Source organism: Cytobacillus kochii (genome assembly GCF_020171845.1).
Lineage (GTDB): Bacteria > Bacillota > Bacilli > Bacillales > Cytobacillaceae > Cytobacillus > Cytobacillus kochii.
Map to the genome: position 1 here is coordinate 177,306 of NZ_JAIVAM010000009.1, position 12,894 is coordinate 190,199.

Here is a 12,894-nt window from a genome sequence, read left to right on the forward strand (position 1 = left end):
CATATTCAGATGGAAGAAAATCATGACAAATAATGAAAAATTTGAAACCAATCGCCCGCTCATTCGTATGTATGTTACAACCTATTTTTTTTACGAGGGGGAGTGTGAATTTGTGTGAAAGAAAGGAAAGTATAGAAAACAAGGATGATGATGATGGAAGTTTTTTTAAACCTATCCGTTGAAACACTGTATTTGTATGCGTTGATTATCTCAGGAGTACTAATTATTCTTTTATTCTTTTTTGGGGATGTATTAGGTGGAATAGAGGAGGCTAGCCCTTTTCTTAATCCAATATTAATACTTGCCTTTATCGTCTTTTTATCAGCAAGTGGTTATTTATTTGAAGTATTAACTTCGTTGAATAGTATTCCCATTGCATTAATCTCTGTAATTATTGCCTTTATTTTTTCCGTACTATTAAATGTGTTTATACTTGTTCCAATGTCATCTGCTGAAGAATCGCTTGTCTATTCAGAAGACTCGTTAAGGGGACGGGTAGGAGTTATTATCATACCAATCCCAGAAAAGGGCTATGGTGAAGTATTGATTGAGAGCTATTCAGGTAGAATTTCTAAAACAGCTGAAAGCCTTAATGGGCAGGCAATCGCTAATGGCGAAAAAGTATTAGTCATTGAGGTAAAAGAAAGTCGAGTCATTGTTACGACACATGAACAGATATAAAGGAGGAGAAACCTATGCTTTTAATATGGATTGTTATAGGAATTGTAGCGGTTTTAATTGTTGCGCTATTAGGAATTTTTGTTACGAAATATCGTACTGCTGGACCAGATGAAGCTTTAATTGTGACAGGTAGTTACTTGGGCAATAAGAATGTACATGTAGATGAAGCAGGTAATCGTATTAAAATTATTCGTGGTGGAGGAGCGTTTGTATTACCTGTTTTCCAGCAAGCAGAGCCTCTTAGCTTATTATCAAGCAAATTAGAAGTCTCAACTCCAGAAGTATATACAGAACAGGGTGTACCTGTTATGGCAGATGGAACGGCTATTATTAAGATTGGTGGCTCGATTGGTGAAATTGCGACTGCGGCAGAACAATTCTTAGGAAAAACGAAAGAAGATCGTGAAAATGAAGCGAAAGAAGTATTAGAAGGTCATTTACGCTCAATACTTGGTTCAATGACAGTAGAAGAAATTTACAAAAATCGTGATAAATTTTCACAAGAAGTTCAGCGCGTCGCTTCGCAAGACTTAGCGAAAATGGGTTTAATTATCGTTTCATTTACTATCAAAGATGTAAGAGATAAAAATGGCTATCTGGATTCATTAGGTAAACCGAGGATTGCCCAGGTAAGAAGAGATGCAGACATTGCTACGGCAGAAGCAGAAAAAGAAACGCGAATAAAGCGAGCAGAAGCCGATAAAGATGCACAAAAAGCAGAATTAGAAAGAGCGACGGAAATCGCTGAGGCTGAAAAAGAGAATCAAATGAAAATGGCGGATTATCGTCGTGATCAAGATATCGCTAAGGCACGAGCTGACCAAGCCTATGATTTAGAAACAGCGAGAGCAAAACAAGAAGTAACAGAGCAAGAAATGCAAATTAAAATTATTGAGAGACAGAAATCGATTGAATTAGAAGAAAAGGAAATACTACGAAGAGAAAGACAGTACGATTCCGAAGTCAAGAAAAAAGCAGACGCAGATCGTTATTCAGTGGAACAGTCAGCAGAAGCTGAAAAACGGAAACAAATTGCCCAAGCAGATGCGCATCAATATCGAATAGAATCAGAGGCGCGTGCAGAAGCAGAAAGAGTACGTGCAGATGGGTTAGCCAAAGCAGAAGCACAAAAGGCACAAGGTGAGTCAGAAGCTGAAATTATTCGCCTGAAAGGTTTAGCAGAAGCAGAAGCAAAAAGAAAAATCGCTGAGGCATTTGAGCAGTATGGGCATGCAGCGATTATGGATATGGTTATTCAAATGTTACCAGCATACGCGAAAGAAGTGGCAAGTCCACTATCTAATATTGATAAAATTACAGTTGTAGATACTGGTAGTGGAGCAAAAGGTGGAGCGAATAAAGTGACAGGCTATGCCACTGACCTAATGACAACAATGCAAGAATCTGTGAAGGCATCGTCAGGCTTGGATATTAAGGAATTAATTGAAAATTTCTCAGGCAAATCTAATATTAAACAAAGCATTGAGCAATTAGGCATGGATATTAAAACGGAAAATCATAAAAAGGAAGCGTAATAGTGGGTGAAAAAAACAGCAGTGAGCATTAACTCACTGCTGTTTTGTATTCATTTATTCAGCTGTTTTTAAATCTTCAATAGAATCAATATCCATATATTCAGGTACAACTATTCCTAATTTCGTTCCTTCTAAGTTAGAACCGAGATCTTCAAATTTACCTTCAAATTTATCATAATAATCAGCATGAGTTAAAGGTAACCATCCAGCAACATGGGCATCAAGACTACCTTCAGCAACACCAGTCCACATTGGACCCGCCTCAACTTGACTAAGAGTTACATCGTAACCTAAATCAGTTAAAACTTTACTGATAACATTTGTACTTGCGATTTCAGTATCCCAAGCAACATAGCCTAAGCTAAGTTTTTCACCATCAACGGATTCAACACCATCAGTCCATTCTGATACGAGGTCTTGGTTATTCTCAACCCATTCAGCTGCTGCTTCTGCAGGATCTTGTCCTTCCGAAATCTTCACCATCACATCATTCATGTGTTCTTCATCCCAATTGAAAGCATCTAATACTTGATAAGCGCTTGGCTTGTCTTCAGCTAGACCATTTCTAACGATTGTATGGATATTTTCCTCTTCTCCAAAAGTACCTTTAGGGTCTTCTAAATATTTTAGATCAAATTGTGAGAACATCCAATGTGGACTCCAGCCTGTAATAATAATAGGTTCTTCGGCATTATAAGCCTTTTTCAATGAAGCTGTCATTGCCGCACTAGAGCCTTCAACTAAAGTCCAATCACTTAATTCATATTCTTCAAGTGTTGAATTTGCCGCTTTCATAATGCCTGCACCAGGGTCGATACCAATAATTTCGTGATCAACCTGATCTCCTACAGTTGCATTTTCGTCTGTTTCATTTGATCCACATGCTGCTAGTCCTAATGCGACAGCTGGAACCATTAAGTAAGATAACCATTTTTTCTTCATGTTAGAGTCCTCCTAGTTTTTTTTCTTTCCTATATTTTGAGTAAGCCTGTCAAGGATAATAGCCATAACGACAATCGCAAGACCTGCTTCAAAACCTGTACCAATTTGAATCTGTGTTACTGCACGATAAACATCCGCACCTAAACCTGGCGCACCAACCATTGATGCGATAACAACCATTGATAAAGAAAGCATAATACTTTGGTTAATACCTGCCATAATCGTCGGTGTTGCTAACGGTAGTTGTACTTTTAGTAATCGTTGTTTTACAGTTGATCCAAAAGCTTCAGTTGCTTCAATAATATCGGTAGGGACTTGTTGAATCCCAAGAATGGTTAAACGGATAGTCGGTGGTACAGCAAAAATGACAGAGGCAACTACACCTGGTACAACCCCAATACTAAAGAAGAATATAGCTGGAATTAAATAAACGAATGCCGGCATAGTCTGCATAAAGTCAAGAATGGGTGTAACAATTTGTTGTACAGTTCTTTTTTGTGAAGCCCAAACACCTATTGGTAGTCCAATAATGACGGTAATAATAACCGATGTTAAGACAAGGGATAGAGTTTGTAACATACCTTCCCAATAGCCGAGATTTTGTATTAATAACAGTCCAATCAATGTGAAAAGAGCAATGCCCTTGCTAGCCAATTTCCACGCAAGTAATGCTAAAATAATGATTAAAATCAATGCTGGGATAACCATTAACACTGTATTCATACCATTTACAATCGCTTCAAGTGCAATCGTAATACCGTCAAATACAATCGCAAAAGTAACAGTCAGCCAATCTACAAAGGCATCTATCCAGCTTGCGACGGGAATTTTAGGAATAAAGCTTTCTTCCATGATTAGTACACCTCCTTAATAGATTGATCTTGAGTTGTACTCGTATCATGTTCAAAATCATTAATGGCATCGTTATTGCCTGCGAGTGCAGCAATTACCGCACCACGAACGAGAATACCGTTCAAGCGGCCATTTTCGTTTACCACAGCTACAGGAATGGAGGCAGTAGAAACAATATCAAAGAGATCTGTAAGTACGGTATCTTCCGTTACTGTTTGATAACTTGTATCTAATATCTCTTCGATTGTTTTTCCTGAATCAACTGCTTCTTTTGCTGCTGTTGCATGGACAATACCGCGAATATTTTTCTTTTTATCAACAGCATAAATACTTGAAATACCTAGTTTCTTCATTAATTGTAGGGCTACTCTTGGTCCTTTATCTACCTGCACAGTTTCCGCTCTCTTCATTACATGTTGAGCTGTAAGTACTTTCGATAAATCCACATCTTCAACGAATCTTTCAACATATTGATTAGATGGGTTCATCAAAATCTCTTCAGGTGTACCAATTTGTACAATGGCACCATCTTTCATCAATGCAATCCTATCCCCGATTCTTAGCGCTTCATCTAAGTCATGTGTAATGAAGACAATCGTTTTTGCCATCGAGCTTTGTAAATCAAGGAGTTCATCTTGCATATCTTTTCGAATTAACGGGTCAAGAGCGCTAAAAGCTTCATCCATTAATAAAATATCCGTATCATTTGCTAAAGCTCTTGCTAACCCAACACGCTGTTGCATACCACCACTTAGTTGATCAGGATATTGATTCTCATAACCTTCAAGTCCAACAAGTTTTAATGCATCAAGTGCTTTTTGTTTACGGGTATCCTTGGCCATTCCTTGAATTTCTAAGCCATATTCTGTATTTTCTAGAATGGTACGATGGGGGAGTAGGGCAAACTTTTGAAAAACCATGCTTATTTTCTTTCTTCGAGTTTCTCTTAGTTCGTCCTTGGACATTTTTGTAATGTTCTTTCCATCAATAAAAATGTCTCCAGTTGTTGGTTCGATGAGTCGGTTGAGGGTTCTTACTAATGTAGATTTACCACTACCAGAAAGTCCCATTATGACGAAAATTTCACTATCATAAACATCAAAATTGGCTTGGTTAACACCAATGGTTGCACCCGTCTGTTTAAGAATTTCATTTTTACTTTGGCCCTCATTTAAGAGTTGAGTGGCCTTTTTAGTGTTTTTGCCAAATATTTTTGATACTTGACTTACGCTAATTTTTTTTGCTCTCTCATCCATTGTTTCACCTCGTTTTAAACTTATATATGTTTGTTTTTACAGGATTTGGATCATATTCGAATGTAATGGTTTTTGTTATTAGGTACTTTTTGTATTTACCTACTTTGTGAAATATACGCAATCAAACCGTTATATTATTAATCATTTTGTAACAAAAACTACAAAATGAGACAATTTTCATCATTCTTAATTATGAATCCTCGTTCTATTTTCCTGTGAATTACGACCTCCTTAATTGTAGGAGTTTAGAGAAATAAGAGCAAAGTTCATATAGTAGCATATTCTATAATATAGTTTGTACAGTAAAAACTGTACGAACTGTATACAGTGAATTCTTATAAATGCTCTCGAATGCTCGATATTCCAATTGTTGTGCTTTCTTTACATAGGAGGAAAAAATGATAAGCTAAAATTATAAGTTTCTCGACATGACAGGTTTTAGTTAACTATAATGAACAATAATTAATATCAATGAAATAAAAATGGGTGTGATGATGTAACAATGTATGAAGAAAGGTTAGACAAAGCAAGAGAAAGAGTAATTGAAACCATTTCTCAAAATATGAATTTATACGGGATAACGCCATCTGTGGGTAGATTATATGGTTTATTATATTTTCAAGCAGTACCAATGACGTTAGATGAAATGAAAGAAGAATTAGGTATGAGTAAAACCAGTATGAGTACCTCTGTAAGAAATTTATTAGAATTAAAAATGGTGGAAAAAGTATGGAGAAAAGGGTCAAGAAAAGATCAGTATCAAGCGGAAGAAGATTGGCATCAAACATTTGTTGATCTTTTTACAACGAAGTGGAGACCGAGTATTTCCATGAATATTTCCGCAATCGAGAAATCATTAAAGGAAATCAATTTATTATTAGAAGAGGAAAATGCTCCAGAAGAGGTTTTAGCAGCAGCTCGTGAAGATGTAACAAAATTACACGAGGCGCTAAATTATTATGATTGGTTAGGGCGATTAGTGAATAGCTTTGAAACAGGTGAAATTTATCAACTTGTGCCAAAGGAAAGAAATTCTTAAATAACGTTTTTTATAATTACTAACCTATCAATATATGGTGTTGTTACGTAACAGAAACCACCAAATATATAACTAAAAAAGAAACAAAACCCCTTTTTCTTCAAATGAATTTTTGAAAAAGAAGTTTGTCTACACTCTGAAAGCCACAGCTCTAGTTGTTGTGGCTTTTAATGTTGGTTCACATAAAATGGTCTCAGTTACGGAGATAGAGGGGGTGGACAAAAAAGGAGTGTCTCAGTATGGAGAATCACCGTTCTCAGGAGAAAAGGAAGATAGCTTCATAGGTGCATACATAACTAATAACCATATATATATTGTTAGATTACATTAAACATGCGCTGCATTCAGGGGATGAGAATATTAGGAACGCCGAGCAGAATGGATTTGCGCGTATTCAGAAGGAAAACGATGAAAGAGAGGTACGGAAAAGGGGTTAGTAAGTCACTCGGAAGGAAATCGATGAGTGAGTGCTTCGCAAAAAGGATTAGCAAGTCACTCAGAAGGAAAACGATGAAAGAGAGGTACGGAAAAGGGATTAGCAAGTCACTCAGAAGGAAAACGATGAAAGAGAGCTACGGAAAAGGGGTTAGCAAGTCACTCAGAAGGAAATCGATGAAAGAGAGGTACGGAAAAGGGGTTAGCAAGTCACTCAGAAGGAAAACGATGAAAGAGTGCTTCGCAAAAGGGATTAGCAAGTCACTCAGAAGGAAAACGATGAAAGAGAGCTACGGAAAAGGGGTTAGCAAGTCACTCAGAAGGAAAACGATGAAAGAGAGCTACGGAAAAGGGATTAGCAAGTCACTCAGAAGGAAATCGATGAAAGAGAGCTACGGAAAAGGGGTTAGCAAGTCACTCAGAAGGAAAACGATGAATGAGTGCTTCGCAAAAAGAATTAGCAAGTCACTCAGAAGGAAACCGATGAGAGAGAGCTACAGAAAAGGGATTAGCAGTTCACTCAGTAGAAAATTGATAAATGAGTGCTTCACAAAGTAGGTTAGCAAGACATTCTTCAGAACGTAAACCAGAAAAGAAAGCCGAGCAATTTATATATAAACCGGTAAGAGTTGGATGAAGGGGTTCAAGAGACAGAATATACACTCCTCTTGGATAAGCCTATAGTTATTTGCCCTAAAAATGTGCATTTGACTATCGCACATATTAGGTTAGTTGAATAGGATATATAGAATCAAGATAAAGGAGGTTATTCAAATGTCAGAAGGATTTGGATACGGTGGAGGCTTTGCACTCCTAGTTGTTTTATTTATTTTGTTAGTGATTATTGGAGCTTCTTGGGGATACGGTGGCTACTGATAACCTAAAGGTTTTGGGATAAAGGGTAAATATAAAAAATAGGAGGAGATCTTTTTATGTATGGTTACGGTGGAGGCTGCGGTTATGGCGGTTACGGATACGGTGGCGGATGTGGCGGTTTCGGTGGCGGTTTTGCACTGATCGTTGTATTATTCATCCTTTTAATCATCGTTGGAGCTGCTTGTTTTAGATAATTGCTAAATAAAAAGAGGGGATGCCAATAAAGGCATCTCCCTCTTTTTATTTCATTTAGGCAAAATAATTAATCTATTGGTGCATTAATATAAAGTTTTCCTTCAGCGATTTCCGTTGCTTTATTGCCAAAGCTATCTTTAACAGTGACTTCAATTTCTGCACCAGGAGCTACAACATTAGAAGTTGCAGTATAATAACCAACATAGTGACCTGGAGATGTTTCCATAATTGGTAGGTCATTTACGTTTGTGGTTTGTGCACGTAAGTTTGTTAAAGGCATTTTTAATGCAAATGTTGCTTTTAAGCCTGGCTCGCTGTCAAATTCAATTTTCACTGTTTGACCAGCGGCTAATTCTTTATCTTCACCTGGTTGAAGATTTTCAATATCAAGGCTTGAGTATTTGGCTTCAATTGTTACAGTTTCAGTCGAAGAGTTACCCGCTTCGTCAGTAGCAACAACTGTAATTTCGTTTGTACCTTCATCTAATAAAATACGTTTTGAGAATGTACCATCAGATACATTTGCATTTTGGCCATTTACTGTAACAGTATCTAAGTGGTCATCAGAAACCGTTCCTTCTACAGTCACAGCTTCTTTATTTGTTTTCGAACCATCTTCAGGACTAGTAATAGCAAGTGATGGAGCTTCTTGATCTAATGTAATTGTCACTGGCTCTGAAGGATCCGTTTCACCAACCTCGCTTACACCTGTAGCAGTTAAGACATTTTCACCTTCATTTAATTCAACATCTAAGCTGAATTCACCCTCTGCACTAGCAGTTGTTGTTCCAGCTTCTTCATCACCATTGTACACTTTAACATCCACATTTGGTTGTGTTGAACCTTCCACAGTTACTGTTTCTTCATTAGTATAACTTCCATCAGCTGGGGAAGTAATAGTTGGTGATGTTAATTCATAGTTTACTACCGCACGAATCATATAGTTTCCTTCAGCAGCAGGTGAAGCTGACCAAGCGCCACCAACTAATTGGAAGCTTCGTCCAGCGTTATCTCCATTCTCATCTGTTCCTAATCCAGGAGCATTAGGGTTAGGGTCTGTTTGAATATAAACCATGAAGAAATCACCATCTACTGTTACACCTTCAGTGGCAAGATCGACATGTGTCCATTCACCATTTCTTAATGCTGTTGCATCAATAGGTCCAGCTAGTTTTTCACCAGGGGTACCATTGTCTGTTGCATCATAAATCGCAACTTGGAAATCTGTTCCACCAGGTGTTGGAAAAGATGTATCCCAGAATCGGAATAAACCGCCAGTAACCATTGCAGATTCTTGACCCTCTTCAAGACTCATACGAACACCCCAGCCATTGCCAGCATCATAGAATGCACGTGCGTTTTCAGCTGTACCATCATCATAGCCAATTTCACCTTCAAAACCGATGAATGGTTTTAGTTCGATATTTACTTCCACGTTTTCTTCATCAAGTGTAACCGTCACATCTTTACTTGAATAAGAGTTAGCCATTACACGTAGAGTGTATTCACCTTCATAAGCCGTAATTGAATAGTTACCATTTTCATCTGTTGTAACTGGTGTTACTTTTGCATCCTCAACAAGAAGGATAGTTGCTCCAGTAATTGGTTCACCTGTTCTTTCATTTGTTACTGAACCATTAATTGTCCCTTGAGGTAGTTCATCTAAGACGAAGTTTGCAACTGCTTCTCCATCTGCTTCAACATTTACGGTTTGCGTTTCTGAAGCAAATCCATATGTTTCTGCTAAAAGAGTAAATTCGCCAGCCGCGTGAACTAATTGGTAAGAACCATCAGCAGGGTTCGTATTTACAGATCTACCTGATTCAAGTACACTCACCTTTGCACCAAGTGGTAAAGACATAGGAGTTGCTTTTTTGTCAGATCCTTTTTCAACTGTAGCATTTTCCGTATTAGGTTGGATCTTATCAGCGTTTACTGGTTTCGCGTCTTTTTTTGCTTCAGTTTTCGTATCTTTCTTTTCTAATGTAACTTTTCCAGTTTTCGCAGTTTCAAGTGGTGTGTCTGTTAATGCAACATCATCAATGTACCAACCAGGTCTGGTTACAGAACCATCAGTTGTTAAGTTAAAGCCGATATAAACCCTTTGACCTGCATATTCACTTAAATCAACCTCGCCATCAACCCAATCATTTGAAAGATTAGTATATCTAGCAAGTTGAGTCCAATTTTCTTGGTCTGTTGAGACGAAAACATGGCCATAATCATAATTATTTTCGATGTTATACCATTGTTTAAATTGTAAAAAGCTATTTCCTTCTGGTAAATCGATAGGAGGCATAACAAGTGTCATGTTTGCATTACTTGCATATTGACTGTCTAAGCCAGTTGCAAATACTTTTTCTCCAGAGAAAGCACTTTCAGGACCTGTAGTCGGTACACCCCACTCCCAGTTATTAGCGGCGCCAGAAGAAGTCCAGCCAGCTGGTGTGGATTCAAAGTCTGTTGAATAGCCAACTGTAATACCAGGCAATACAGATACCTCATACATATCACTTTCAACAGTGTTTCCACCGAAGTCAGTCACAATGAATTTATAGGAGACAGAAGGTTCAGCAATGTCATCTCCTGGAATAACTGTACTATACGTGCCAGATTTGTAATCCCCGCTATCACGTGTAGCTGTAACTGTTTTTGTGCTTCCATCAGCAGCTGTATATTCAACGGTTACATTTGTTACACTTACATTGTCAGCAGCTGAAACTTCTAGTGGTAAATCCATACCAGCATAAGTTTCTTCAATTGCTTCATGTTCTAATGTTGGTGCTTCTTCATCTTCGCCATCTTTAGCGACAGTACCCTTAATTGTCCCCAATCCATCTAAGATAGAGTTAACAGCATCGTAAGCGTTTACTAATCCATTACCGAAGCCATTGTTAGGTACCTCTGTATATGTTTCATTTGTTAAAGGTATCGCAGTAGAAGAAATAATCTCTTCCATATCTTCAACAGTTAAACTTGCATTCACTTGTCTAAGAAGAGCTGCAACAGCTGCAACATGTGGACCTGCCATGGAAGTCCCGTTCCAGCCACCTTCATATCCACTGCCAGGTACCGATGAGCGGATATTTACACCAGGAGCTGAAATATCTGGTTTAATAATGCCTCCATAAGGGGAAGGTCCTAATAATGAAAAGCTTCCTAGGTTATCATTGATGTCCGTTGCTCCAGTTGTGTACGCTTCTGGTAAGTTACCAGGGTTCGCAACTGAACCAGGACCACCTGGATTAAATAAAGTTGTATTTCCTGCAGAGAATTCAGGGAAGATTTCAGCAGCACGCCATGCTTGAACTACTTCTCTATACCAATCATCGATTCCAGGACCGCCGCCCCAAGAATTGTTAACCACATCTGGCGCCATTGCTGGGTTTGGATTCCCTTCAGCATCTGTAGGGGCTAAAATCCACTCACCAGCTGCAATTAATTGAGCATCAGAACCGCTACCGCCAGCATCTAATGCTTTAGCAGCAATCCATTCTGCGCCAGGCGCAACACCGATTTGGTTGCCACCGTCTGGCTCAGACCCAACCATAGTACCCGTTACATGTGTACCGTGACCGTGGTCATCATAAGATTCTTCATTGCCACTTACAGCGTCAAAGAAATTGTACTCATGATTTGGTGATTCTGGATTAGCAGGATCAAACCCACGATATTTCTCTTTTAATGCTGGGTGATTCCATTGAACACCTGTGTCAATGGAAGCAACAACTGTACCTGAACCGTCTATGCCCATTTCCCACACAGCAGGTGCTCCGATATGATCAATATTCCATTCAATATTATTGATCTTACCAGCTTCTTCCGCTTTTGCTTGCTCTTCTACCGTTGGTGTATGTAGCTTTCTTGTTTCATTTGGTAGAATTTTTTCCACTTCAGGGAAAGTAGCGAGTTGTTCCATTACATCTTTAGTTGCTGTAACAGCAACCGCATTTACGATAAAGAAAGATTGAACTTCTTTTGCGTTCCCTTTCTTTTCTTGTTTTTCAAGGTAAGAAAGCACATTATCTTGTGATTCAATTGCCACTGTTCTCATATCTGAAACAATAGCTGAACGTTTCATATATTTTGCTTGAGCAGCAGACTGTTTTTGAGCAGCTGCAGCTTTTTCTGCTTTTTGTGCTGATTTTTGAGGATCAGCTTTCTCTTTGAATTTCACTAAAAATGTGACTTGTTCTTCTTTTTTAAATTCTTTCGTCAATGTTTTGCTTATTTTGTTTTCTGCTACTTCACTAGCTGACTTTGCTACAGAGGTACTTACCCCTTTATTACTAGCAGAGCTGATGCTAGGAAACATCATTGGCACGATTAAGAAAGCAATCATGGCAATACTTAGTAGACGAAACCAACCATTTTTTCTTTTACGCTTCAAGTAATTCCCCTCCTAAAAATGTTTTCATTATATTTGAATGATCCTTGTTATTCACCTCCTCATATATTGAAGGAGTGTTTACTTTTTAAAATAAAAGTAGCTCTCCTTATGATTAACACTCTAGCTAACGAAGGGCTTCGAAGTTGTCGGAAAATGTCGAATTTTTTTGTTCGTTTTTTAAAATGAGTTAATCGTAATAGCGAACAAATTAATAATTAGTACATTTGAATCCAATGCTATGAGAATTTTTGCCGATTCTTTGCTTGTTTTCTAAAAAAAGGACAGATAATTGATTAAATTTTTAGAAAATTAAGTAATTAGTAATTGTGTTGGAAAATCTTACAATTTTTTATAAGTCTTTTGATTGCGTTCATAAGTATAGGGTCGATAGTAAGTGGAGAGGAGTTTGATGTTCGTTCTATGGGTAAAAAGAAATAATTTTTTGTATATTCAATAATGGAAATAAATGTTGCAGGGTATGTTTCACTAAAAAGGAACTAAATAGAGAGAGTATAGGAAAATTAGTACGGAGGTTATGGAAAGTTTTTTGTATTAGGTAAATAGTTTCGTTTAAAACTGAAAGTAATCTTGTCTTATTTTCTAGAAAAAACTTGTCGCTTTTTTTAGAAAAGGAAAAGAAGGAAATTTCGAGTTTCTTTGGAATTGTAATATTAGGAAAGATAAAGAAAGGAT

The 12,894-nt window shown here is 37.7% G+C and carries 9 protein-coding genes and 1 pseudogene; 6 read left to right on the top strand and 4 right to left on the bottom strand.

Annotation, left to right across the window (positions count from 1 at the left end):
• Positions 1 to 153: 153 nt before the first annotated feature.
• Together LCM23_RS15640 and LCM23_RS15645 are read left to right on the top strand one after the other, a co-directional pair.
• Positions 154 to 681, top strand: a complete 528-nt coding sequence (locus tag LCM23_RS15640; RefSeq protein WP_224937787.1) for an NfeD family protein — start codon at positions 154 to 156, stop codon at positions 679 to 681.
• Between the two features lie 14 nt (positions 682 to 695).
• Entirely contained in the window at positions 696 to 2,216 is a 1,521-nt protein-coding gene (locus LCM23_RS15645; RefSeq protein ID WP_224937788.1) for a flotillin family protein, read from the top strand.
• Between the two features lie 54 nt (positions 2,217 to 2,270).
• On the opposite strand, the gene LCM23_RS15650 is transcribed toward LCM23_RS15645, so the two are convergent.
• From LCM23_RS15650 to LCM23_RS15660, 3 genes are read right to left on the bottom strand one after another with little or no spacing between them, the layout of a single operon-like run.
• Positions 2,271 to 3,158: a glycine betaine ABC transporter substrate-binding protein gene (locus LCM23_RS15650; protein WP_224937789.1), complete on the bottom strand. Its 888-nt coding sequence runs from the start codon at positions 3,156 to 3,158 to the stop codon at positions 2,271 to 2,273.
• Between the two features lie 12 nt (positions 3,159 to 3,170).
• A complete protein-coding gene (locus LCM23_RS15655) occupies positions 3,171 to 4,010 on the bottom strand; it encodes an ABC transporter permease (RefSeq protein WP_224937790.1) in 840 nt (279 codons plus the stop codon).
• 2 nt (positions 4,011 to 4,012) lie between these two features.
• Entirely contained in the window at positions 4,013 to 5,266 is a 1,254-nt protein-coding gene (locus LCM23_RS15660; RefSeq protein WP_224937791.1) for a quaternary amine ABC transporter ATP-binding protein, read from the bottom strand.
• A gap of 502 nt (positions 5,267 to 5,768) precedes the next feature.
• Here LCM23_RS15660 and LCM23_RS15665 point away from each other — a divergent pair.
• From LCM23_RS15665 to LCM23_RS15680, 4 genes and pseudogenes are all read left to right on the top strand, one after another.
• The gene (locus tag LCM23_RS15665) at positions 5,769 to 6,305 is read left to right on the top strand and encodes a GbsR/MarR family transcriptional regulator (RefSeq protein WP_224937792.1); all 537 of its coding nucleotides are present in this window, start codon (positions 5,769 to 5,771) and stop codon (positions 6,303 to 6,305) included.
• Between the two features lie 408 nt (positions 6,306 to 6,713).
• On the top strand, positions 6,714 to 7,298 hold the full coding sequence (locus LCM23_RS15670; RefSeq protein ID WP_224937793.1) for a hypothetical protein: 585 nt from the start codon (positions 6,714 to 6,716) through the stop codon (positions 7,296 to 7,298).
• A gap of 216 nt (positions 7,299 to 7,514) precedes the next feature.
• Positions 7,515 to 7,616 (top strand): YjcZ family sporulation protein, encoded by a 102-nt coding sequence (locus LCM23_RS15675; protein WP_224937794.1) that lies wholly within the window; start codon positions 7,515 to 7,517, stop codon positions 7,614 to 7,616.
• Between the two features lie 113 nt (positions 7,617 to 7,729).
• A pseudogene (locus LCM23_RS15680) lies at positions 7,730 to 7,810 on the top strand (YjcZ family sporulation protein); the annotation flags it as partial.
• 68 nt (positions 7,811 to 7,878) lie between these two features.
• On the opposite strand, the gene LCM23_RS15685 reads toward LCM23_RS15680, so the two are convergent.
• Entirely contained in the window at positions 7,879 to 12,201 is a 4,323-nt protein-coding gene (locus LCM23_RS15685) for a S8 family peptidase (protein WP_224937795.1), read from the bottom strand.
• Positions 12,202 to 12,894: the final 693 nt, after the last annotated feature.